22 protein-coding genes are annotated in these 23,219 nt (G+C 64.1%); 9 read left to right on the top strand and 13 right to left on the bottom strand.

Annotated elements, in window-relative coordinates; genetic code table 11:
- Positions 1-312 carry a YqfO family protein gene (locus tag PSEEN_RS20300; protein WP_011535441.1) on the top strand — a complete coding sequence of 104 codons (312 nt, stop codon included), beginning with the start codon at positions 1-3 and terminating at the stop codon, positions 310-312.
- A 74-nt stretch (positions 313-386) separates the two neighbouring features.
- Here PSEEN_RS20300 and PSEEN_RS20295 read toward each other — a convergent pair whose 3' ends face one another.
- The 6 genes from PSEEN_RS20295 to PSEEN_RS20270 all read right to left on the bottom strand — a co-directional run bounded on the left by PSEEN_RS20295 (position 387) and on the right by PSEEN_RS20270 (position 9,688).
- Positions 387-2,384, bottom strand: coding sequence for an HET-C-related protein (locus PSEEN_RS20295; protein WP_011535440.1), 1,998 nt, complete (start codon positions 2,382-2,384; stop codon positions 387-389).
- A gap of 217 nt (positions 2,385-2,601) precedes the next feature.
- A complete protein-coding gene (gene nagE, locus PSEEN_RS20290) occupies positions 2,602-4,266 on the bottom strand; it encodes an N-acetylglucosamine-specific PTS transporter subunit IIBC (RefSeq protein ID WP_011535439.1) in 1,665 nt (554 codons plus the stop codon).
- Positions 4,267-4,278: 12 nt separating this feature from the next.
- Positions 4,279-6,819: a phosphoenolpyruvate--protein phosphotransferase gene (ptsP, locus tag PSEEN_RS20285; protein ID WP_011535438.1), complete on the bottom strand. Its 2,541-nt coding sequence runs from the start codon at positions 6,817-6,819 to the stop codon at positions 4,279-4,281.
- Positions 6,820-6,837: 18 nt separating this feature from the next.
- The gene (locus PSEEN_RS20280; RefSeq protein WP_011535437.1) at positions 6,838-7,860 is read right to left on the bottom strand and encodes an SIS domain-containing protein; all 1,023 of its coding nucleotides are present in this window, start codon (positions 7,858-7,860) and stop codon (positions 6,838-6,840) included.
- Positions 7,857-8,945 (bottom strand): N-acetylglucosamine-6-phosphate deacetylase, encoded by a 1,089-nt coding sequence (nagA, locus tag PSEEN_RS20275; RefSeq protein ID WP_011535436.1) that lies wholly within the window; start codon positions 8,943-8,945, stop codon positions 7,857-7,859. Before nagA ends, PSEEN_RS20280 begins: the two co-directional genes overlap by 4 nt.
- 11 nt (positions 8,946-8,956) lie before the next feature.
- A complete protein-coding gene (locus PSEEN_RS20270) occupies positions 8,957-9,688 on the bottom strand; it encodes a GntR family transcriptional regulator (protein WP_044488427.1) in 732 nt (243 codons plus the stop codon).
- A gap of 748 nt (positions 9,689-10,436) precedes the next feature.
- On the opposite strand from PSEEN_RS20270, the gene PSEEN_RS20265 reads away from it, so the two are divergent.
- Positions 10,437-10,676: a hypothetical protein gene (locus PSEEN_RS20265; RefSeq protein ID WP_011535434.1), complete on the top strand. Its 240-nt coding sequence runs from the start codon at positions 10,437-10,439 to the stop codon at positions 10,674-10,676.
- The gene (locus tag PSEEN_RS20260; RefSeq protein ID WP_044488425.1) at positions 10,673-10,906 is read left to right on the top strand and encodes a DUF3077 domain-containing protein; all 234 of its coding nucleotides are present in this window, start codon (positions 10,673-10,675) and stop codon (positions 10,904-10,906) included. Before PSEEN_RS20265 ends, PSEEN_RS20260 begins: the two co-directional genes overlap by 4 nt.
- 95 nt (positions 10,907-11,001) lie before the next feature.
- Here PSEEN_RS20260 and tatA read toward each other — a convergent pair whose 3' ends face one another.
- Positions 11,002-11,217 (bottom strand): twin-arginine translocase TatA/TatE family subunit, encoded by a 216-nt coding sequence (tatA, locus tag PSEEN_RS20255; protein WP_011535432.1) that lies wholly within the window; start codon positions 11,215-11,217, stop codon positions 11,002-11,004.
- 149 nt (positions 11,218-11,366) lie between these two features.
- On the opposite strand from tatA, the gene gspK reads away from it, so the two are divergent.
- Both gspK and PSEEN_RS20245 read left to right on the top strand, forming a co-directional pair.
- Complete coding sequence (gene gspK, locus PSEEN_RS20250; protein WP_011535431.1) at positions 11,367-12,335, top strand: type II secretion system minor pseudopilin GspK; 969 nt, start codon at positions 11,367-11,369, stop codon at positions 12,333-12,335.
- A 203-nt stretch (positions 12,336-12,538) separates the two neighbouring features.
- Positions 12,539-12,742, top strand: coding sequence for a hypothetical protein (locus tag PSEEN_RS20245; RefSeq protein WP_011535430.1), 204 nt, complete (start codon positions 12,539-12,541; stop codon positions 12,740-12,742).
- A gap of 69 nt (positions 12,743-12,811) precedes the next feature.
- On the opposite strand, the gene cmoB is transcribed toward PSEEN_RS20245, so the two are convergent.
- The 3 genes from cmoB to PSEEN_RS20230 all read right to left on the bottom strand — a co-directional run bounded on the left by cmoB (position 12,812) and on the right by PSEEN_RS20230 (position 14,986).
- Positions 12,812-13,768 (bottom strand): tRNA 5-methoxyuridine(34)/uridine 5-oxyacetic acid(34) synthase CmoB, encoded by a 957-nt coding sequence (gene cmoB / locus PSEEN_RS20240; protein ID WP_011535429.1) that lies wholly within the window; start codon positions 13,766-13,768, stop codon positions 12,812-12,814.
- Positions 13,765-14,508: a carboxy-S-adenosyl-L-methionine synthase CmoA gene (gene cmoA / locus PSEEN_RS20235; protein ID WP_011535428.1), complete on the bottom strand. Its 744-nt coding sequence runs from the start codon at positions 14,506-14,508 to the stop codon at positions 13,765-13,767. The genes cmoB and cmoA overlap by 4 nt, the downstream gene beginning before the upstream one ends.
- 79 nt (positions 14,509-14,587) lie before the next feature.
- Complete coding sequence (locus PSEEN_RS20230; RefSeq protein WP_011535427.1) at positions 14,588-14,986, bottom strand: protease inhibitor I42 family protein; 399 nt, start codon at positions 14,984-14,986, stop codon at positions 14,588-14,590.
- 124 nt (positions 14,987-15,110) lie between these two features.
- Between PSEEN_RS20230 and PSEEN_RS20225 the strand changes: the two genes are divergently transcribed.
- From PSEEN_RS20225 to PSEEN_RS20215, 3 genes are all read left to right on the top strand, one after another.
- Positions 15,111-16,274 (top strand): alpha-xenorhabdolysin family binary toxin subunit A, encoded by a 1,164-nt coding sequence (locus PSEEN_RS20225; RefSeq protein ID WP_011535426.1) that lies wholly within the window; start codon positions 15,111-15,113, stop codon positions 16,272-16,274.
- A 13-nt stretch (positions 16,275-16,287) separates the two neighbouring features.
- Positions 16,288-17,280: an alpha-xenorhabdolysin family binary toxin subunit B gene (locus PSEEN_RS20220; protein ID WP_044488420.1), complete on the top strand. Its 993-nt coding sequence runs from the start codon at positions 16,288-16,290 to the stop codon at positions 17,278-17,280.
- Positions 17,281-17,343: 63 nt separating this feature from the next.
- Positions 17,344-18,294: a hypothetical protein gene (locus PSEEN_RS20215; RefSeq protein ID WP_044488418.1), complete on the top strand. Its 951-nt coding sequence runs from the start codon at positions 17,344-17,346 to the stop codon at positions 18,292-18,294.
- Between the two features lie 91 nt (positions 18,295-18,385).
- On the opposite strand, the gene lon is transcribed toward PSEEN_RS20215, so the two are convergent.
- Together lon and PSEEN_RS20205 are read right to left on the bottom strand one after the other, a co-directional pair.
- Positions 18,386-20,809 (bottom strand): endopeptidase La, encoded by a 2,424-nt coding sequence (lon, locus tag PSEEN_RS20210; RefSeq protein ID WP_011535423.1) that lies wholly within the window; start codon positions 20,807-20,809, stop codon positions 18,386-18,388.
- 99 nt (positions 20,810-20,908) lie between these two features.
- Entirely contained in the window at positions 20,909-21,433 is a 525-nt protein-coding gene (locus PSEEN_RS20205; RefSeq protein WP_011535422.1) for an Mpo1 family 2-hydroxy fatty acid dioxygenase, read from the bottom strand.
- Positions 21,434-21,523: 90 nt separating this feature from the next.
- On the opposite strand from PSEEN_RS20205, the gene PSEEN_RS20200 reads away from it, so the two are divergent.
- Positions 21,524-22,210: a Crp/Fnr family transcriptional regulator gene (locus PSEEN_RS20200; RefSeq protein ID WP_011535421.1), complete on the top strand. Its 687-nt coding sequence runs from the start codon at positions 21,524-21,526 to the stop codon at positions 22,208-22,210.
- On the opposite strand, the gene PSEEN_RS20195 is transcribed toward PSEEN_RS20200, so the two are convergent.
- The gene (locus PSEEN_RS20195) at positions 22,110-23,093 is read right to left on the bottom strand and encodes a LysR family transcriptional regulator (protein WP_011535420.1); all 984 of its coding nucleotides are present in this window, start codon (positions 23,091-23,093) and stop codon (positions 22,110-22,112) included. The two genes, PSEEN_RS20200 and PSEEN_RS20195, sit on opposite strands and share 101 nt — an antisense overlap.
- Between the last annotated feature and the right edge of the window lie 126 nt (positions 23,094-23,219).

Below are 23,219 nucleotides of genomic sequence, written 5' to 3'. Positions count from 1 at the left end.
GTGTACAAGCTCGCCTTCTTCGTCCCCGACAGCCATGTCGAAGTGGTCAAGGCCGCTGTGTTCGCCGCTGGCGGCGGACGCATCGGCGACTATGACCACTGCGCCTGGCAAACACTCGGCCAGGGCCAGTTCCGCCCATTGGACGGCAGCCAGCCGTACATTGGGCAGGCGGGTCAGGTCGAGGTGGTCGAGGAGTGGAAGGTGGAGCTGGTGGTGGCGGACGAGCTGATTGGTGAGGTCGTTACCGCGCTCAAGCAAAGTCATCCTTACGAGACGCCGGCTTATGAGGTCTGGCAGTTGCTGGCCTTCTGAGCGCGTTCTGTTACCCGGTGAGTACTCGACAGGGTGGGCATTAGCCCACCCTGTCGCTTTTCAGCACCCGGCCTTCAGGTCGTCTGCATCGAATTCACCTCCAATGCCTCGAGTTTTTCGAGGAGGGTTTCGATGTGCTTGTCGTAGATCGCTTTCAGGCTGTCGAAGGCACTGGCCGCCTGGACCTTGTCTTCGTGCTTTTCCAGCCATTCGGCCACAAGGCTGTCCTGCCAGCTTGAGTCATAGGGATGGCAGATGAAACCACTGGCCAGGTCCGCTGGTGGGTGTTCAACCTCACCGTTCCAGAACCTGAACATTTCTTCGCCAACCTGCTTGACGGCATGACGTGCCATGTCGATAGCCAGGTCGTAGAACGGATGTGAATCGTGATCCTTGGACAATTGTGAGTGAGTAGCGTCGGCGCGTGCATCGGTGTTGGGGTTCATGCCCGACCTTGTCTGTTCCTCGCCGACCCGGTCCCCCAGCCACTGGAACAGATCCTGGAAGAGTTTGCGGCCGTAATAGCGAACCAGGTTCAGCGGCAGCAGCAAGGTCCAGGTCGCGCGCCGGACGAACCGGAACAGAGGGTTGTCGGCATATCGGTCGCGCAATGCCAAGAGTTTCTCGAAGGCTTTCAGCCAGGTCGGGTTTTCCAGTTCACCGAGCAGAATCAGCAGAATCTGTTCGGAAGTACTGCGGTAGCCAGGGGTGATCTCCTTGAAGGCGGGATACTCATCGGGGAACAGTACCTTGCCCAACGGCTCGGCCAGGCTGCCGAGAATGTCTGTTCCGGAGAACAGGCCGGTGATCACCGGCAGGCCATGTTCGCATTCGACTTCCGTCGTCCACGGCAGCACCTGGGTGTGCCCCTGCTTGTGCAGGCTCAACTCCACGAAGTTGGAGTGCGCAAAGTAGTCTTCGAGCACATGCAGCGCTTCACCGAAAGCGCGCATGCCTTCGGCGGTCTTGCCCTCTCTGGCTGCTTCCCTGATCTTCGAACTCATGTGGGCGACCGGTTTGTCGATGTACGCCTTCATCGAGGTCTTGGGGCAAACCTGCGTCGATTCAGTGCCCGGTAGCACCGGCTTCTCAAAGTCTGGATCGATTTCCGTCGGGTCCACAGGTGACTCATCGTGGTTGGTCGGGTTGTCGATATGCTCGGAGGCCTTATAGACCCCGAGGACTTCAGGCGACACTTGGAAGTCGCCCTGTTCTTCACCGTCGTCCTGTTGGTTGCGGAATTCCTTGGCAGCCAGAATATCGACGATGGCCGTGAGCGCGCTCCGTGAAAACTGGTTTGGGAAGTTCCTTGGCGCATCTTCGGCCCGAACCAGCTTGGGGTCGACCAGTTGCGAGTGATCGCGTAGCCAGTTGCCGAAATAGATGGACTTGATTTCCGTTTCGTCGAAGCCGACCTCTTCGAGAACGCGCTCGATCGTCCCGTGACCGCCTTCGCCTGCGCCGAAGCGTGGCCTGATGGTGATAGGGGCTTCGGGAAGGAATTCCTCGAGCTCCGGCGTATCGCTCAGGTCCAGGACCAGCGGTGCCGACAACGCGTCATGGGTATAGTGGGCGAACTCTAGGCCGTCTGTTGGGGAGCTGTCCAGGAATGCCATCAGGCTCGCATATTTCGAGCCGGCTTCCTTGGCATCCTCAAGATCCAGTTCCGGTGAGTCGATTTCACCTTCGGCGACGCACTTGGAGTGGATCTGGTCCGCCAGGTATTGGCCGAACCCACCGATCAACGCCAATAGCAGCCCAGGCGAGGTGTTCGGCTCGTTCAGGGCCTGTTCGATGACGTCGCGGTTGACCAGCAGGGTGTCCTGCTCGCTGTCGTAACGGGCGGCGCGAAATGCCTCGTTGCGCTCGACCACTGCGTAGGCAGGCCCTTCGATCATGCCGTCACGCAGTGCCTGCCAAATATCCAGATAGACCGATTCGGATACGTCGACGCCAAAGATGGGTTTGAACAGGAGCGTGAACTGATGTTCGTCCATGTCGTTGGCGATGCGGGTGAGTTGTTCCAGGGCAAACGTGCTTTCCAGCACGGCGGGTATTTCCATGTCGTTCATGGGGCGTCCCTTGTCAATGAATGGGACGCTCAGGGTGAGCATCTGGAGGCGGTAAAAAAATATGGAACCAGTGCCCTACCGTCGTGTAGGGCTGATGTTTTGCTAGGCGTCTAATGTACGGGGGCCAATTACTGAACTTTCTTACATTGGAGTGGGAGGGCAGAGGCTGTCAGGTCGAGCACCTGACGAGCCGTCTGCTCTCATTCACGGATGTTGGTCAGTGCTGCAGTGCCAGGCTCAGGGCCTGCGCCTGGGGGCCCATCAGCAGATGCCAGACGCCACCTGGCTGTGGGCTGATGCCTTGGCAACCCAGAGCCATGAGCCGTTCACGTTGCACCCTGGTGTTGTCCTTGAGCTGCACCCTGACCCGGCTATGCGCCACGCACGCCACCTTGCCGAGATTGTCGCGCCCACCCAATGCTTGCAGCCACGCATCCGTGGGTACATTCGGAGCAACGTCGGCACCTGCGCGCTCTGTGGTGGTGACGGTCGCCACGGCATGAGGCAGCTCGCCGCGAATCTCGTCCGCCACTGCGTCAGCCATCGGTCCCACCACCACTTGCAGGCTGCCGCCGCTACCGGGGCGGACCACGGCCATGGCGCCGAGTGTTTTCAGCGCCTGGTCGTTTGCCAGGTTGCGATCGACCAGCACCAGGCGCAGGCGGGTGGTGCAGGCGTCCACCCCCTCCAGGTTGGCGGCACCGCCGAGGGCGTCGATGAAGCGTCGGGCGCGAGAACCTTCGATATCGGCCTCGCTCTCAGTGGCGGGCTGCACTTCGCGGCCGGGTGTCTTCAGGTCGAAACGGCGGATGCAGAAGTCGAACACGAAGTAGTAGACGAGCCCATAGAGCAAGCCTACGGGGAACACCAGCCAGCCATGGGTGGAACGACCCCAGCCCAGGGCCATGTCGATGGCGCCACCGGAGAAGGTGAAGCCCAGGCGGATCCCCAACAGGTCGCAGATCGCCATCGAAAGCCCGGTCAGCAGCGCATGAATCACGTAAAGCAGTGGCGCCAGGAACATGAAGGCGAACTCGATCGGTTCGGTCACGCCAGTCAGGGCTGAGGTGAGAGCCATCGACAACAGCACACCGCCGATCAGCTTGCGCCGCTCGGGCAGGGCATGGCGGTACATGGCCAGGCAGGCGGCGGGCAGGCCGAAGATCATCATCGGGAACATGCCGGCCATGAACTGGCCTGCGTTGGGGTCGCCGGCGAAGTAGCGCGCCAGGTCGCCGGTCACTGCCGGGCCGGTCACGCCCTGGAAGCTGCCGAAGACGAACCACACCAGGTTGTTGAGGATGTGGTGCAGGCCGGTGATGATCAGCAGCCGGTTGAGCACGCCGAAGAAGAACGCGCCGACACTACCGCTCTCCAGCATCAGATGGCCGAGACCGTTGATGCCGTTCTGGATCGGCGGCCAGATCAGCCCGAACAGCAGCCCCAGGGCCACCGCCGACAGGCCGGTGGCGATCGGCACGAAGCGCCGCCCACCGAAGAATGCCAGGTAGTCCGGCAGTCGGATGTCCTTGAAACGGTTGTACAGCCCGCCCCCAAGCAGGCCACAGAGGATGCCGGCAAGCATGCCCATGTCGATCTTCGGGTCGATCACCTTCAAGGTGGCCACCAGCACCAGGTAGCCGATGGCGCCGGCCAGGCCAGCGGTGCCGTTGTTGTCGCGGGCGAAGCCCACGGCGATGCCGACGGCGAAGATCAATGCCAGGTTGGCGAAGATCGCCTGGCCGGCGTCGTGCACCAGGGCGATGTCGAGCAGGTCGGTGTCGCCCAGGCGCAGCAGCAGGCCTGCGATGGGCAGGATGGCGATGGGCAGCATCAGGGCGCGGCCGAGCCGTTGCAGGCCCTGGATGAAGTGCTGGTACATGGTGCGCTCCAATTATTGTTGTAGGGCCACGGGGGCCGTGTGTTGGGCATGGGGCTGGGCGCTGAAGTCCCGGCAGGCCTGGCGTACCGCACTGGCGCTGGCCAGGGCCAGCAGGCCCTGGCTGAAGCGACGGCATTCATTGGCGTCGAGCTGGCGGACGATGGCCTTGATCTCGCCGATCTGCGGGGCGCTGACCGACAGCTCGGCCACGCCCAGCCCTACCAGCACGGGCGTGGCCAGCGGGTCTGAGGCCAATGCGCCGCACACGCCCACCCATCGCCCATGTTTGGCCGCGCCTTGGCAGGTGAGGTCGATCAGGCGCAGCAGCGCCGGGTGCAGGGCGTCGACACGGGCTGCCAGGCCGGCATGGTCGCGGTCCATGGCCAGGGTGTACTGCGACAGGTCGTTGGTGCCGATGGAGAAGAAGTCCGCATGCTCGGCCAGGCGCTCGGCCAGCAGGGCGGCGGCTGGCACTTCGATCATCACCCCCAGCTCGGCGCGCTTGGTTACGCCCAGTTCGGTGGCGAGGCGGTCGAGGCGCTGGCGGATGGCGATCAGTTCGTCGACCTCGGTGACCATGGGCAGCATGATCCGGCAGCGGCGTTGCGGGCTCACCTGGAGCAGGGCGCGCAGTTGCTCGTCGAGCAGTTCCGGGCGTACCTGGCCGAGGCGGATGCCGCGCAGGCCGAGCACCGGGTTGGCCTCGACCGGCAGCGGCAGGTAATCGAGCTGCTTGTCGCCACCCACATCGATGGTGCGGATGATCACCGGGCGTTCGGCCATGGCGTCGAGCACGGCTTGATAAGCGCTGTGCTGTTCGGCCTGGTCGGGGGCGGTGTGGCGGTCGACGAAGAGGAACTCGCTGCGCAGCAGGCCGATGCCGTCGGCGCCCAGCGCCAGAGCCTGGGCGGCTTCGTCGGCGCTGGCGACGTTGGCCGCGACCTCGATCAGCCGGCCATCGCGGGTGCGCGCGCTGTCGTGGGCGGCAGCTTGCTGGCGCTGGCGTTGTTCGCGGCGCTGCTGGCAGAGCTGGTGCACTTCAGCCAGGCGCGAAGCGTCGGCACGGGTTTCCAGGCGGCCGTTGTCGGCGTCGAGCACCAGCGTGGTGCCGGGCGCCAGCTCCAATAGCGATTCACCGAGCGCGACCAGGCATGGCAGGCCACGGGCACGGGCCAGGATGGCGACGTGGGAGGTGGCGCCACCGGCGGCCATGCACAGGCCGGCGACATCGTGACGGGCCAGGAGCAGCAGGTCCGATGGGGTGAGTTCATGGGCGACGACGATGGCCGACGGTGGCAGGCGCAGCTCGCGGGTTTCCCCGAGCAGGGCGCGCAGCACGCGTTGCTGCAGGTCGTGCAGGTCGTTGGCGCGCTCGGCCAGCAGCGGGTTGCCGAGGCCGCGCAGCACCTGGCACTGGGCATCGATGGCGCGGCTCCAGGCATGGCTGGCGGCCACCCCTTCGTCGATGTGCTGGCGTGCGGCATCGAGCAGGGACGGGTCGTCGAGCAGGGCCAGGTGCGCCTCGAGAATGGCGGCGGCGTCTTCCTGGCCACGGGGCAGGTGACGCCAGTCGTGGTCGATGGCGGTGCGCACCTCGGCCAGTGCGTTGTTCAACGCCTTGTGTTGTTCCTCGGGGATGTTGTTGCCAGTGTCGGGAGGGAGGCTGATGCCATCCAGTCGCGCTAGCGGGCCGATGGCAAGGCCAGGTGATGCGCTGACACCTGCCAGCATGCCGGGCTGCGTACGGGGCGGTGCGTGGGCCACCACTGGCGCGGGTGCGTGCCGCTCACCGACCGTGGGCGTGCGCAGCGCCTGGAGCACGGCCTGCAAGGCAGCTTCGGCATCCGAGCCCGTGCAGCGGACTTCGACCTCGTCGCCTTCACCGACCCCCAGCCCCATGACGGCGACCAGGCTGTCGAGGACGGCATGGCGGTCCTGGAAGTGCAGTTCCACGCGGCTCTGGTAGCCCTGGGCGGTCTGGCGCAGCAATGCCGCAGGGCGCGCATGCAGGCCACCCTGGTGGGCGACCTTGGCATGGCCGTTGGCCTGTGCGCTGGAGGTTGCGGTATCGAGCGTTGCCAGCTGGGTCTTGCCGCTAACTGTCAGCAGTGGCGCGCCCAGTTCGCTGGCGCGGGCGTCTAGCGCTTCCAGTGTGAAGTCCTGGCCGTTGCCGACCAGCATCACGGTGACCAGGCTGGTGCAGTGCTGGGCTACGAGGTCCAGGTCAAAGCAGATCAGCGGCTGGCCCTGTTCGACCCGTGCGCCGAGCGCGACCTGGGGCTCGAAGCCGCGTCCCAGCAGTTGCACGGTGTCCACGCCGATGTGCAGGAGGATCTCCGCGCCATTGGCCGCGCGCAGGGTCAGGGCGTGACCGGTGCGCGCCAGGTGCACCACTTCGCCCGCGCAGGGCGCGTGCAGGCAATCGTTGAGCGGGTCGATGGCGATGCCATCACCGAGGGTGCCACTGGCGAACACCGGGTCGGGGACCTGGTCCAGGGCCACCTGCGGGCCGGCAAGCGGGGCATGGAGGGTGATCTTGTTATTGTTGGACATGCGCGGGTCCTCGCGGCGTCATTGCGTACACGTCACTTTGCTCAGGTGGCGTGGCTGGTCGGGGTCCAGGCCGCGGGCTTCGGCGAGCCCCGCGGCCATGATGTAGAAGCTCTGGATCGCCAGCAGCGGGTCGAGCGCGGGATGCTCGGCGCAGGCGAGGGTCAGGTCGCGGTCGGCGATGTCGGCCGGTGCCGCCAGCAACACCTGCGCGCCGCGCTGGCGCATGTCGGCGGCCAGCTGCAGCAACCCGGCCTGTTCAACGCCACGCGGGGCGAACACCAGCAGCGGGTAGTGCGCGTCGATCAGGGCCATAGGGCCGTGGCGCACCTCGGCGCTGCTGAAGGCCTCGGCCTGGATCACCGAAGTTTCCTTGAACTTGAGCGCGGCTTCCTGGGCAATGGCGAAGCCGGCGCCACGGCCGATCACCATCAGCCGTTCGCTGCCTTGCAGGCCGTCGATGGCCGCGCTCCAGTCGAGGTTGGCGGCCTCGCGCAGTTGCCCCGGCAGGGCGTGGCAGGACTGCAGCAGGGCCTGGTCCTTGCCCCAGTGGGCAACCAGCTGTGCGCTGGCGCTGAGCGTGGCGACGAAGCTCTTGGTCGCGGCAACTGACAGTTCAGGCCCCGCGCCCAGCGGCAGGTGGTGTTGGCAAGCGAGCTCCAGCGGCGAGCCTTCGGCATTGACCAGCGACACCGTGGTCGCCCCATGTTGGCCCAGGCGGCGCAGGCTCTCGACCAGGTCCGGGCTCTGCCCCGATTGCGAGAAGCCCAATGCTACCTGGCCGCGCACGCGCAGCGGCGCCTGCTGCAAGGTGACTACCGACATCGGCAACGAGGCCACCGGCAAGCCCAGTTGCTGCATGGCGATGTAGGCGAAGTAGCTGGCGGCATGGTCGGAGCTGCCCCGGGCCACGGTCAGCGCCACTTGCGGGTCGAGCCGGCGCAGCTGTTCGGTCAGCGCGGCCAGGCGTGGGGCCAGCGCGCCCAACTGTCGCTCCACCACATCGGCACAGGCGCGCGCCTCTTCGAGCATCCTTGAACTCATGCTTGTTCTCCTTCGATCATCACGGCGGTCAGGTTCAGTTGGCGGTCGAGCAGCACCGCGTCGGCCCAGGCGCCCGGCTGCAGGCGGCCACGGTCGGTGATGCCGAGGTAGTCGGCGGGGAAGCGCGACAGGCGGTCGGAGGCCTCATTCAGGGGCAGGCCGATCTTCACCAGGTTGCGCAGGGCCTGGTCCATGGTCAGGGTGCTGCCGGCCAGGGTGCCGTCGGGCAGGCGTACGCCGCCCAGGCACTTGGTCACGGTGTGGCTGCCCAGGCGGTATTCGCCGTCGGGCATGCCGGCCGCGGCGGTGGAGTCGGTCACGCAGTACAGGCAGGGGATCGCACGCAGGGCCACTTTCATGGCGCCGGGGTGCACGTGCAGCAGGTCGGGGATCAGCTCGGCGTAGCGGGCGTGGGCCAGGGCCGCGCCGACGATGCCCGGCTCGCGGTGGTGCAGCGGGCTCATGGCGTTGTACAGGTGGGTGAAGCTGGTGGCCCCGGCCTCCAGCGCGGCGACGCCTTCCTCGTAGCTGCCCAGGGTGTGGCCGAGCTGCAGGCGGATGCCGCGGGCGCTCAGGGCCTGGATCAGCGGCAGGTGGCCGGCGATCTCGGGGGCGATGGTGATGACCTTGATTGGCGCCAGCGCCAGGTACTGTTCGACCTCGTCGAGCAGGGCCTGGTGGGCGAAGTTCGGTTGCGCGCCAAGCTTGCCCGGGTTGATGTACGGGCCTTCCAGGTGCACGCCGAGGATGCGCGCGCCTTGGCGCGGCTCGCGCAGGTGCTCGCCCAGCTGCGCCAGCACGTCGGTCAGCTCCTCACGGGGCGCGGTCATGGTGGTGGCCAGCAGCGAGGTGGTGCCGAAGCGCTGGTGGGTGCGGGCGATGGTGGCGAACGCCTCGCCAGCCTGCATGATGTCGCTGCCGCCACCGCCGTGCACGTGCAGGTCGATGAAGCCGGGCAGCAGGTAGGGCAGGTCGTTGTCCCGCGGGTCGCACGGGGTGCCTTCGATGGCCTGGATGCGCCCGTCGCGCAGGTGCAGGTGGCCGTGCACCCAGCCGTCGGGGGTGAGGATGTTGGCAATGTCCATGGAGGCTCCGGTCAGCGCCGCAGTTCGGCGACGAAGTCGTAGTAGTCGTTGCGGCAGTAGGTGTCGGTCAGCTCGATGGGGGTGTTGTCGTCGAGGTAGCCGATACGGGTCATCAGCAGCATGGCGGTGCCTGGCGCGATACCGACCTGGGCGGCCAGCTCGTCGCTGGCGTTGATCGCGCGGATGTGCTGCAGGGCCCGGACCACCGGGCGGCCGAGTTGGTCGAGGTGCTGGTAGAGCGAGTCACCGATGGCTTGGGGGTCGCCTAGCAGGCGGGCGGGCAGGGTGCTGACCTCCACCGCCATGACGATGTCGTCGGCCTTGCGCAGGCGCTTGAGGCGCACGACCTGGTCGGTGGGCGACAGGCTCAGGCGGATCAGTTCGTCGCTGCTGGGGCTGGCGATGCTGCGTTCCAGCCACAGGGAGCTGGGCACAAAGCCTTTCATGCGCAGCATCTCGCTGAAGCTCGACAGGCGCGACAGAGGTTGTTCCAGGCGTGGGGTGATGAAGGTGCCGGAACCCTGGATGCGGCGGATCAGGCCTTGCTCGAGCAACACTTCGAGGGCCTTGCGCGCGGTCACGCGGGAAATGTCGAGGGTTTCGCTCAGGGTGCGCTCGGAGGGCAGGGCCTGGTCGGCGCTCCACTGGCCGGCGTGGATGGCCTGTTCGAGGTTGCGCGCCAGCTGCAGGTAGAGTGGGGTGGCGGCGCTGTCGTCGGGGCGCAGGGCGGTGAGAGGACGCATGACGGAGATGTCCGGTATTGTTGTAGGGTGAAAGTTAATACCACTTAAATACCAGGTCAATACCACTGGTCTGCTGGTGCAAGTCGGCGCAGAGGTGTTGCCCAGGAGATCGAGCGCCGCCTGTGCGGCGCATCGCGGATGAATCCGCTCCTACAGGCCATGGTTGCCAGCCTGGCGCATGGCCCGAAACAAACCTGTGTAGGAGCGGATTCATCCGCGATGCGCCGCGCGGCGGCGCTCGGTCTTATAGGCGCAGAATTTCTAACGGCGAACACTCCCGCAGCCCCCCAATATCCTGTCGGACATTTCCGAACCAGAAGTGCAGGTCGGTAAAGATGTGGCGCCCATGAGATCGAGCGCCGCGCGGGCGGCGCTCGGTCTCATGGGCGCAGGATTTCTATCGGCGAACACCCCGTAGCCCCTCAAATCTCCTGTCGGACATTTCCGAACCTGAAACCAAATGCTTCAGCCGTGAACGCTTGGGAACTATCCTACGCACCTGTCGGAAGCCGCTGCGTTGTCGGGGAAATGCCCCGGGGATAACTTCACCGGGTCGCCGTATTTGGTGACCGGGTGTGAGAACCCGTTCCACGAAGATCGCCGCTCTGCTATGGCAGCCGTGCGCGGGCAGGTTCGTCCTGACCGGTTTTCCTTCGTGGCCGGGTTCTCACTCCGCGCATGGCTGCCACCCAAATCATGTGAGAACGATCAAGTGGCGGTTCCTGTCATCCACGAAAGGAACTTCATGATGAAAAAAATCGACCCCGACCCACCCCGCATCGCCCCCTTCATCACCATCCGCCCCACCCTCACCCGCGAGGAGGCGATGGCCGCTGCCGTCGAGGTAGCCACCGCCATTTCCGACGTACTCGATGTCTATTTCAAGACCGAACCCAGCGACTATCGCGACCGCCTGTTCACTGCCAGCGATTACCTCGGGCAACTCGCCTGCGCTTTGCTCGAGCACAGGCCGGAGGTACAGCCATGACCAGGGGGCATACCGCAGGCCGCACCACCTGCATGGACCTGTTCAAGGTCGAACCGGGCGTTCCCTTCCAGGATGCTTTCAGCGAGTTGTCAGTATTGCTTGGCTGCATCCGCCACCTGACCTGCGAGGCAGAGATGGAAGGCGATCTGCTGGCCGGCAGTTCGGCGCGGATTCTGAGCGCCATGGCCAAGGCGTTGATCGATGACATGGAGTCAGGGGTTGAACCGTAGCCGTTGATTGCAACGCCGACTTCTGTGGAGGTCGCTGTCTGGCCTTGCTGGTGATCGGGCCCGGCTATGCCGGGCATCGCCAGCAAGGCTGGCTCCTACAGGTCCGTGTGTGAGGATTGCTTGGCCTGTTGGTTGCTCAGCGGGGGCTGCTGCACTGCAGGATTGCCCTCGGCATCGCCGCCCATGGACTTGCGAAAGCCCTGGATCGCCTCGCCCACATCGCTGCCCAACCCTTTGAGACGCTTGCTGCCGAACAGCAGGAAGGCGATCAATAGCACGATCACCAGTTGCCAGATTCCGATGCCACCCATGTAGGACCACTCCTGTCAGGTCGATGAAAAAACGAAAGCGCAATCCTGCCTTTCGCAGATGACGCGGGCGTGACGGTCGTGTTGCTGCCATCTGACTGAAACAACCACAGTGTTCACTGGCCCCCTCGGGAACCCACAGGGAAGCAAGGATGGCAGCCAGGCGACAACGGGGCGCGGCACTGCTGATGGTGCTGGTGGTACTGGCGATGCTCGCCGGGGGGCTGGCCTGGTTGGTGGAAGATGGCCGGCGCCAGGTCGATGACGTGCGCCTGCTGCACCAGCGCGTGCAGGTGCGGGCCATGGAGCAGGCGGGGCTGGCCTACGCCTCGCAGGCCCTGCGCGATCCGGGCTGGCGCGCCAGCCCGTTGTTCTGGCAGGCACTACGCGGGCAGCCGCTGGACTACGATTTTGGTGCCGGTAAGGCCCAATTGCGAGTGGTCGACCAGCACACCTGTTTCAACGTCAACGCGTTGCTGGGCGAGGATGGCGAGCGCGCCGAACGCCAGCTGCGCCACCTGTTGGGGGACGACATGGCCGCCGAGCGGCTGGTCGACGGCCTGGCTGACTGGCTCGACAGTGATAGCGACGCCCGCTTGCAAGGGGCTGAAAGCGCCCAGTACCTGCGCCAGCAGCCCCCACGGCTGGCAGCCAACCAACCGATGGTCGACAGCAGCGAGCTGAACCTGCTGCTGGAACAAGATGCCAGCCGTCAGGCGCGTTACCCGATGCTCTGTGCGTTGCCGTTTACCACGGGCTGGCGGCTCAATGCCAACGCCCTGGGGCTTGAACACCTGCCCTTGCTGGAAGCGCTGTACGAGGGGCGATTCTCGCGTTCGTTGCTCAGCCGCATCGTCACCGGCCGGCCTGCTGCGGGCTATGTGGATGCAGGCGCATTGCGCCAGGCGTTGGGTGCTGTGGATGACGAGACGTTCGCCCGGCTGAGCGAGGGCCTGCTGCTCAACAGCGGGCACTTCTTGTTGCAGCTGTCATTTGAGGAAGCGGGGCGCACCCTGCGCAGTCAGTTCCGGGTCGAGGCGCTGGGGGTGGTGCAATGGCATGCGCGGGTGCCGGCGCAGCAGGTGCGGGTGCTTGGGCGCGAGCCTGCGATCTCCCTGTAGGAGCGGCTTCAGCCGCGATGCAGGCGCCGCGATATCTGGCACCCGCGTTGCGGGTGATCGCGGCTGAAGCCGCTCCTACAGAGGCCATGTCAGGTCGATGGGCATCAGCCGGCCTTTCAACACTGTAATGTCCGCCTCACCTTGGCGTTAGCTGTGCCTCGCTAGGATGGCCCTGTCGATACGGTTATCACGAGGCAAGCACGATGAACCTGACCAAATACCTGCTGCTGGCGACCCTCGCCCTGGGCAGCGCCAGCGTCTACGCCGAGGGTGGCGCGGAGCGTTCCAAGCAGTTCTGGGAAGCCTTCCGCCAGGACCAGCAACGCCTGTACGGCGACAAGCAAGAGGCGGTGGTGGAACGCGAGCGCAAGGCCGAGGAGAAGGCCCGCGAGCTTGCCAAGGATTGAGTACCACACACCTGCGCCGCGTCAGCTCCTCGGCGCAGGTGGATTCGGGCGCCCAGATGGGCGCCTTTTTTATTTGCGCGCCAGCAGCGTGGCGCGGCGCGGTGCCGGCAGGCCTTCGACGGTCTTGCCGTGGTCGTTCGGGTCGAGGAAGTCGCCCAGCGACTGGTAGCGCATCCACTCGGTGCTACGCTGTTCCTCGACCGACGTGACGCTAACATCGACGCAGTGCACATCACTGAAGCCCGCCCGGCGCAGCCAGCGCTCCAGCGCCGGCACCGAGGGCAGGAACCAGACGTTGCGCATCTGCGCGTAGCGGTCTTCAGGCACCAGCACCTGGTTCTCGTCACCCTCGATCACCAGGGTCTCCAGCACCAGTTCGCCGCCCTTGACCAGGCAGTCCTTGAGCGCCAGCAGGTGCTCGATGGGCGAGCGACGGTGGTAGAACACGCCCATCGAAAACACGGTGTCGAAGCCTTCGAGGTTGGCCGGCAGCTCTTCCAGGGCGAACGGCAGGTGCCAGGCCGGTAGCTCCGGCAGGTACTGCTGCACCGCCTGGAACTGGCAGAAGAACAGCCAGTTGGGGTCGACGCCGATGACCATGTCGGCCCCGGCGCCGAGCATGCGCCACTGGTAGTAGCCGTTGCCGCAACCTACATCGAGCACGCGCTTGCCCTTGAGGTCCAGATGCGGGCCGACCCGTGACCATTTCCAGTCAGAGCGCCATTCGGTGTCCACGTGCACGCCGAACAGGTCGAACGGCCCCTTGCGCCAGGGCGACAGCCCCATCAGCGCCTGATGCATCTGCGCGCGGGTGGCGTCGTCGCAGTCACAGTCCAGACGCAGGCCGTCGACCAGGTCAACTTGGCTGGGTGTCAGCTTCGGCAGCGACTCCAGGGCGCCGCGCCAGCGATCCAGATCGCCGTGGCCTTTCTCCAGCTTGGCTTCCAGTTGTGCCTGCAGGCCTTGGGACCAGGTGGCGAGGGGCGTGCCCGCCAGGCGGCGGACGAGGGGGGACAGATCGATCATGGCAGGGCTATCAGCGAGGCGAAGTTGAGGCATTGGAACCACGGCACGACCTTGCTGAAGCCGGCGGCGTGCAAGCGTTCCTTGTGGGTTTCCAGGGTGTCGGGTTTCATCACGTTCTCGATGGCACTGCGCTTCTGGGCGATTTCCAGTTCGCTGTAGCCATTGGCACGCTTGAAGTCCAGATGCAGTTCGTTGAGCAGTTGCTGTTCCTGATCGTCGGCGAAACGCAATTTCTCCGAGAGGATCAGCGCACCGCCCGGCAGCAGGGCCTGGCGGATACGACCGAGCAGCGCCAGGCGTTGCTCGGGGGCGATGAACTGCAGGGTGAAGTTCATCGCCACCACCGAGGCGGGCTCGAAGGGCAGCGTAAGGATGTCGGCTTCCAGCACCTGAACCGGCAGCAACTCCTGGAACATCGAGTCCTGGGCGGTGAGGTACTGGCGGCAGCGCTCGACCATGGCCGCGGAGTTGTCCACCGCGATCACCCGGCAGCCGTCGCTGCGCACATGGCGGCGCAGCGACTGGCTGACCGCGCCCAGCGAGGCACCCAGGTCATACAGCGCGGAGTGCGGCTGGGCGAAGCGCGCAGCCAGCACGCCGAGGTTCTCGACGATGGTCGGGTAACCGGGCACCGAGCGCTTGATCATGTCCGGGAACACCTGCACCACATCTTCGTTGAAGACGAAGTCGGGCACCTGCTCCAGGGGCTGGGCGAATAGGCGGTCGGGTTCTTTGCTCACGGATCTACCAGGGAGGGACGACGAAATGGGCAAGCATTTTAGCCAAAGCCCAGTGTTTGTGCATCGCCATCCGGCAGGCTCACTTGACGGTCACGGCACAGTCGAAGGTTTGCGCAGGGCTGACTTCAGGTGCCCAGGGTTGCTGGTACACCAGAATCAGGTGACTTTCCCCGCTGCCCTGGGCCTGGAAACGCCACTGCGACTGGCCAGCGCTGCCCACCACCCCGTTATCGTCCGGATCGCTGTATACCTCTGGGCCAAGGCTGCGCAGGATATTGGCCGCCGGATGCTGGACCAGCCAGCGATAGCCCGTGCTGGGGTTGCTGGGCAGACGCAATGTCAGCGTCTGCCCAGCGGCCAGTGTAATCGGGCACTGGTTGGCTTTTTCCAGGACGATCGGTTCCGGGTGCTTGGGCATGGGCGCGCAGGCGCTCAACAGGCCGAGTGCAAGAAGGAACAATGCAGTGCGAGATAGCATGAAAACCCCGATCGGAAAGTGGAACAACTGATGTAGGAGGAAGTACTGCCTGCTGCTAGCAGCCGTAGGCACGCCCTAGCTTTGTACCACCAAACCACGGTGGTTTGGGTACAAGGAGTAGCGTATGAGATATCAAGATGTCAGCTTCGAAGAGCTGGCGGAAGCGGCGGCCGACCAGCCCTTGGCGATGGTGCAAGCCATGGCGGAGCGCGACGGCGAGAACGAGGGTGGCCTGACGCTCAGTCGTGAACACATCATCACCATCAACAAGTACGTCAATTACGTCTATGCCTTGCCCAGGACCCAGGACAACCTGGAACGTTGGCTGGGCTACCAGGACATCGACGAACCCGAGCTGAAACCTGCGAGCATGGAGGCGCTGTTTGGCGACCTGCGTGGCCATGCGGGCAAATGGACGCCCCTGTCTGACAAAAGCAAACAGCTTTCGAGCGAGCTGGCGTCGACTGCCAACAAGTTCAAGGTGACGGGCAAGGAGATTGTCGATGAGTGCGAGCGCCTGAGAGACAAGGGCCTGGGCGGGATTCCCTGGGAAGAGATGGAGCTGGCCCAGCCAATTCCCCTGAGCGAGAACGACCAGGAGGCTGTCACGCTGTTGGTCGAATACATGAAGATCCTCAACGCCGATGCAAGAACCTACGCCGACTGTGTTGATCGCGTGGTGGAAGAGTGCGCGGTGTTCAGGGACGAAATCGAGTTGAAGTTGCTGCCTGCCGTTGCGGACAAGGACGTCGCTCTTGAGCGCAAGAAGGGCGATGGCGAGGTCGAGCGTCTGCGAGGACGGCTCAAGGACCTCGATGCTGAGATTGCCGAGCGGAAAGCGGAATACGACCAGTACCTGAAGTTGGTGCTGGGAAGTCTGGCCGGTGGTGCCCTTGGGGCGATTATCGGTGGTTCAATTTATGGTTCGAAGGCTGAAACGGCGCGCAAGGAACGCAAGAAGCGCGAAGTTGAACGTCGCGACGTCGCCGAACAGCTGAGGGTACGCCTCAACCTGGAGGGGCGACTCACGGAGCTGGTCCAGTTCGTCGATGACCTGGATGCGCGCCTGCGGGATGTAGCGGCGTCGGCCAAGCACCTGCACTCGATGTGGGGGTATGTCGATGGATATACCAGCGGAGCAGTCGAGCAACTCGAGCTGATCAAGGATGGCCAGAAGTTGGCCATTTTCGTCATCATGTTCAAAAAATTCCTTGGCCAGTGGAACGGCGTCGAGCGCCTCTCCCTTCATTTGACCCGTGTATTCGATGACGCCATTTCGGCCCGCTGACAGGTACTGCACCATGAACGATAACGTGATTCACATGACCCCTGCCCAGCAGCCCGAACTGGACCGGATTCTCGCCACCGCCGTTGCATTCCTGCGGGCCTGGCAAGAGGGCCGGCTGAAGCCGATGCCGCTGTTGCATGAGGCGCTTGAACGGCACGCGAAGCTGATGAAAGAGACTTCTGAAAACTTGCAGGCTGATGCCCAGAAGCTTGAGGCGAAGCTCAACATCAACCCACTGGACGACATCATCGAGGCACTCGCTGGATTCGAGGATGAGGAACTTTGGTCGATGGCTCACGGGGAAATCCAAGACGTGCTGACACGTCTCGCTCTCCAGGTTTCCAGGCTCAGGGCGGCGAGAACCGATCTGCTGGCGTTGCCTGCGCTCGATCCCACGAGCGACGAGACGCGTCTGTCCAAGCGGCAAACGCAACTGGAAAGCGGCCAAGTGGAGCTGGATGCCGAGATCAAGGTCGAGGAAGGCAAGTTAGAGGCGGTGAGGGCTGCGCTTCAGGCACTGGAAGCCATCGAGGTCGAGGTGAAGTTCGAAGGGTTGGTCCCGACTCCTGAACAGCTGGCCGCACTGGCGCTGCCCGGTGGCGAGGCCGCGTTGTTGGCGGAGGCTGCCACCAAGGCGCTCAAAGACCTGGAGAAGATTGTTGGATTGCTGGTCAGCGGCCAGCACTACAGCAGGTTGCAGGATGAGCGTCGCCGGCTGGCGGGCAACCTGGACTCACTCAAGGAGCGACAGCTGGCGCAGAGCAAAGAACTCGCTGAATGCCTGCGGCAGCTCACGGCCCTGGAAGGGGTGCCGCCCCTGTTGGCCCAGCGCAGTGACTGGAGCACCGCCGTCAATGGCCTGACCCTGTCCCTGGACACTTTCCTGAGCGAGCTCAAAGGCACCACGCCGCAAGATGTGGCGGGCCTGCAGAACATTGCAGACCTGTTCAACAGCCTTCTGGCTTATCAGCGAAGCATCCTTGGCCAGATCCGAGATGGCTTCTGAGTGTTGACGCGCGAGACCCCGCATCGAGGTGCGGCGGTCTCGCCTTGGAAAGGTTCAGATGTCATGAAGGACTTGACTGTATCAAGCCAGTTGGAGAGCAGTGACTCTACGCGGGTGGATGCGCTGATGAACGCATTGGCTGGAATGATGACGATAGGGGATGACTCTCTACGCATCGCTGTCAAGCGCGTGGATGACCATGTCAATTACCTGGAACAATTGCCTGCCAGCCTTGAATCGATGACCTGGTGGTTGGGCTACAGCGATACCGATGAACCGGAACTCATGCCCCAACGAATGCTGGAACTGGTAGACGGCCTCAGGTGGATCGCGCGTGAATGGTGGCCTTTGCGATATGGCGCACTGTTCATGGGCCGCGACCTGGTGGATCTCACCCACGAAGTAGAGCGCCTGGGAGAACAAACGTTGGGCCTTGCGTCGCGGCTCGAGGCATTGGGCGGGGGGCAGTACACCTGGGAGCAACTGGCACAGGACGATGATCTGCCGCTCAGCCCCGGCGATCGTCAGCAAGTAGTGTTGATGGCGGAACGCCTGGACACCCTTCGCCTTCTGGTCAACGGCCTTGCGGGTGATGTCACGTTGTTGTTGGCCGACTTCGGGGCATTTCGCGACAAATACAGGTACGACTTGACGCCTCAGGTAAATGGAAAACGTGTTGCGCTTGAGCGTGCCCAGGTTCACGACCTCTCACGGTACCCAGATTTCTGGCGGCGTTTGATGGAGCCGAGGTTGCTGGAAGCGTACGACGCCGATCTATTGAACTCCAGGCTTGAACGAATGGACCCAGGGATTATCGGCGTCACTCGGCACCTCGAACAGTTTCATTCGACCTGGCAAGAGGTGGATGCCTATGCCGAGGGGGCGGCCAATAGCCTGAAGGCAATTGACACGCGGCAGCGCTTGGCGATTTTCATGGTGTATTTCAAAAGGTTCTTGTCTGAGTGGCTGCATGTTGGCGCACTAGGGGAGCGGCTGAAAATCGCCTTTGCCTAGCTGTACGGCCCTTGTACGAAATGTGCCCGTGCGGTGGCTTGGCAGGGAGGCATATTTCGTACAGGGCATCAGGAACAAGTCTCCTGGCCGTTCAGCTGAACAACACTTTCGCCACGTCTGCGTAACGTTTGGCGAAATGCACTGTAAGTCCTTCCTTCAAGTACTCCGGCAGTTCTTCGAAGTCCCCTCGATTGGCCTCTGGCAGGATCAGCTCGAAGATTTTCTGCCGCCGCGCGGCGATCACCTTCTCACGTACCCCACCGATCGGCAGCACCTGGCCGGTGAGGGTGAGCTCGCCGGTCATGGCCACGCCTTTCTTTGGTGCCTGGTCACGGGCCAGCGACAGCAGCGCGCTGGCCATGGTGATCCCGGCGCTCGGACCGTCCTTCGGGGTTGCGCCCTCGGGCACATGCAGGTGGATGAATGCCTCGTTGAAGTAACCAGGCGCGCCACCGAACTGCTTGAGGTTCGAGCTGATGTAGCTATAGGCGATCTCTGCCGACTCCTTCATCACATCGCCCAGCTGGCCGGTGAGCTTGAGACCACGGTTCAGGGTATGGATACGCGTGGCCTCGATCGGCAGGGTGGCGCCGCCCATGCTGGTCCAGGCCAGGCCGGTGATCACGCCCTTGCCGGCCAGCACCTGCTCGCTGCGGAACACCGGCATGCCCAGGGCTGACTCCAGGTCCTTGGTGCCGATCTTGAGTTTGGCGTCCGGGTCTTCCAGCAGCTTGACCACCGACTTGCGCACCAGTTTGCCCAGTTGCTTCTCCAACTGGCGCACGCCGGCTTCGCGGGCGTAACCCTCGATCACCGTGCGCAGGGCGCTGTCACTGATGCTCAGGCTGTGCTTCGAAACCCCGGCCTTCTCCAGTTGCTTGGGCCACAGGTGGCGCTTGGCGATGGCCAGCTTCTCTTCGGTGATATAGCCGGACAGGCGGATCACTTCCATGCGGTCGAGCAAGGGTCCAGGAATCGAGTCGAGGGTGTTGGCGGTGCAGACGAACAGCACCTTGGACAGGTCCAGGCGCAGGTCCAGGTAGTGGTCGAGGAAGTCGACGTTCTGCTCCGGGTCGAGGGTCTCCAACAGCGCCGAGGCCGGATCGCCCTGGTAGCTCTGGCCCATCTTGTCGATTTCGTCGAGCATGATCACCGGGTTCATCACCTCGACCTCCTTCAGCGCCTGCACCAGCTTGCCGGGCTGGGCGCCGATGTAGGTGCGGCGATGGCCCTTGATCTCCGCTTCGTCGCGCATGCCACCGACACTGAAGCGATAGAACGGCCGACCCAGGGATTCGGCGATGGACTTGCCGATGCTGGTCTTGCCCACCCCAGGCGGGCCGACCAGCAGCACGATGGAGCCGCTGATCTCGCCTTTCCAGGCACCGACGGCGAGGAACTCGAGGATGCGCTCCTTGATGTCGTCGAGGCCGGCGTGGTGCTGGTCGAGCACCTTGCGGGCGTGCTTGAGGTCGAGCTTGTCCTTGCCCTGGATGCCCCAGGGCAGGGCGGTGGCCCATTCCAGGTAGTTGCGGGTAACGGCATATTCCGGCGAGCCGGTCTCGAGGATGGCCAGTTTGCCCATCTCTTCGTCGATGCGCTTTTTCGCCTGCTCGGGCAATGTCTTGCCCTCAAGGCGTTGCTGGAACTGCTCGAGGTCGGCGCTGCGGTCGTCCTTGGTCAGGCCCAGCTCCTGCTGGATGACCTTGAGCTGTTCTTTCAGGAAGAACTCGCGCTGGTGCTCGCCGATCTGTCGGTTCACTTCTGCGGAAATCTCGTTCTGCAGCCGGGCGACCTCGACCTCCTTGCGCAGCATCGGCAGAACCTTTTCCATGCGCTTGAGCATGGGCACGCAGTCGAGCACTTCCTGCAGCTGGTTGCCGGTGGCGGAGGTCAGCGCGGCGGCGAAGTCGGTCAGCGGCGAGGGGTCGTTGGGGCTGAAGCGGTTGAGGTAGTTCTTCAGCTCTTCGCTGTACAGCGGGTTGAGCGGCAGCAGCTCCTTGATCGCGTTGATCAGGGCCATGCCGTAGGCCTTCACCTCGTCGGTGGGCTCGGACGGCTGGCGCGGGTATTCGACCTCGACCAGATAAGGCGGGCGGTGGTGCTTGAGCCAGGTGCGGATACGCACCCGGGTCAGGCCCTGGGCGACGAACTGCAGCTTGCCGCCTTCGCGGCTGGCGTGGTGCACCTTCACCAGGGTGCCGTACTCAGGGAGCGCCTTGGTGTCGAAATGGCGGTGGTCTTCGGGCGGGGTGTCCATGAAGAACAGCGCCAACGAGCGGTGCGGGGTGTTGGCCACCAGGTCGAGGGTTTCGGCCCAGGGCTCTTCGTTGACGATCACCGGCAGCACTTGCGCGGGGAAGAACGGGCGGTTGTGGATCGGGATCACGTAGACCTTGTCCGGCAGTTGCTGGCCGGGCAGGGCAAGGTGGTGGCCGGTGCTGGCCGCTGGATCGAGGTGTTCGACTTCGCTGTGTTCGTCGGGGCGTTCCGGGAAATCCTGCTGGTCGCTCATGGGGCACCTGCGTGAATGGCTATGGTGCTTAGATGGGGCGGTGGTTGGCAGGTTTCAATGGTAGACGAAGGAGAGGGCCGCATCGCGGCCCCCGAGATCTCAGATCGCCGCTTTCTTCTGACGCACCGCTACCGGTCCGGCATTGGCTTCCACGGCTCGCTTCAAGTCGCCGCACAGTCCGGCCATGAAGGCCAGCTCCGCCACCACGAACAGCGGCCCGACGATCAAACCGCTGAGGTCGTCGACGAATGCCGGCTTACGCCCTTCATACCAGTGCCCGACGAACTGGATGACCCAGCCGATGACGAACGCACCCAGGCCGGCACTCAGCCACAGCCCGGTGGTCTGTACCGCCACGGCCTGCCCGGCCCACAGGCACAGGCCCAGCAACAGGCCCATCACCAGGCCGAAGCGGGTGTCCAGGCGCAGGTAGAACCACACCGACCAGGTCGCCAGCAGCAGGGCCGGTGATAACCAGAGGCCGCCCACGTCCCAGCCGGGCCGCGACAGCAGGATGCTCACGGCCAGCACGATCAACGGGATGCCGATGAAGTGGGTGGCGATGTTGCGTGGGTCACGGTGGTAGGCCGCGTATTGACTCAGGTGATCGACGAGGTTTTTCATTGTTGTTCCTCCGTTCTTTGTGACGCCAGCTTGCCCCGTTCATCCATCGTCGTCTGTCGCCTGGCCGACAGAGTCCATTTGTGAGGTGCCATGCACGATCCACGTACCCAGCTGTTGCACGGCCAGTGGTTCCGGCAGTTGCCCGTACATGTTCAGGATAGCCTGCTGGCCTTGGCCCGGTTTCGCGAGCTGGCACCCGGGCAGTGTCTGTTCCAGCGCGGCGACGCGCCCTGCGGCCTGTATGCGGTGCTCGACGGGGCGATGCGCGTGGGGGCGGTCAGCAGCGAAGGCAAGGAGGCGTTGCTGACCCTGGTCGAAGCGCCCAACTGGTTTGGTGAGATCAGCCTGTTCGACGGCCAGCCGCGTACCCATGACGCTTTCGCCGAAGGTGCGACACGGTTGCTGTGGATACCCCAGGCGCCGCTGTTGGAGTGGCTTGACCGCGAGCCTTGGCACTGGCGCGAGCTGGCTCTGTTGATGAGCCACAAGCTGCGTTGGGTGTTCATTGCCCTTGAGCAGCAAAGCCTGCTGGCTGCAGCGCCGCGCCTGGCTCATCGGCTGCTGCAGATTGCCGAGGGCTATGGTGAACGGGATGTGCCACAGTGGCGGTTGCAGCTCTCGCAAGAGCAACTGGCTTTGATGCTGTCGTTGTCGCGCCAGACCATCAACCAGATTCTCAGGAGCCTCGAACAGTCCGGCGTGGTGCGCCTGGGCTATGGCGAGGTGGAGATTGTCGATGCGCCGCGTCTGCGGGCGATGGCGCAGCATCCAGGCTGACCAGCGTATCGATCATCGCGCGGGCAGCGGGTGACAGACGATAGCCGCTGCGGCTGATCACCCCGCAGCGTACGCTCAATACTTCCAGCCCCGGGGGCAGGTTGCGCCAGTGCAGGCGCACCAGGCGGCCGGCGGCCAGGTCCTCGCTGACGGCTTCTTCACTGGCGGTACCGATCGCATCGCTGGCCAGCACCACGCTGCGCAGCACTGCCAGGTGTTCGGTCTGCAGGTGCGGGGTGAAGTCGCTGCGCCCGCTGAGGTTGGCCAGGCGCTTGCGCACACCGGGAGCAAGCAGGGCACTGGCCAGCGGGTAGGCGAACAGGTCGTTGGTCGACAGGCTGTCCTTGGCCAGCAAAGGGTGTTCGGGGCGGCAGAAGAACAGGCCGGGGCGTGGTTTGAGTGGCTCGGTGTGGAAGTTCGGGTCGGCCTCGAACGGACGGATATCATCGACGAAGAACTCGATCTGTTCGCGACGCAGGGCCTGGCCCAGGCGTTCGGCGTTGTCGACCAGCAGCGCGCTGCGGATGCCTGGGTGGTGTTCGATGAAGTGCTGTAACGCCTGTGGCACCAGGTGCACGGCCAGCGCGGGGCCACTGCCGAAATGCAGTTCGCCGGCATCGAGCTTGGTCATTTGCAGGACTTCGTTGTTCAGCTGAGCCGCGCCTTGCACCAGGCGCCGGGCGTGTTGCAGCACCACCTGGCCTTCCGGAGTGGGCGGCAGGACCTTGTTGCCGCGATCGATCAGGCTGCAGCCGAGGGTCTGTTCGAGGTTCTGAATGGCACGGCTGAAGGCGGGTTGGGTGATGCCCATGGCCTCGGCGGCGCGGATGAAACTGCGATATTCGGTGAGGGCGATGAAATAGCGCAGTTGGCGGAGGTCCATGCTCGGGCTCTAGTGGTGGGTGATCAGTCCTCGTTTTTAGTGGCTGTTGCATATAGCGTCAACAATGATTATTTGTTGTTTTTAGTAGATTTTGTTATGTGCATAGACCGTTCGCCGGCAAGCCGC

This window comes from Pseudomonas entomophila L48 (assembly GCF_000026105.1).
Taxonomy (GTDB): Bacteria; Pseudomonadota; Gammaproteobacteria; order Pseudomonadales; family Pseudomonadaceae; genus Aquipseudomonas; species Aquipseudomonas entomophila.
This window is presented reverse-complemented; position numbering and strand designations above follow the sequence as displayed.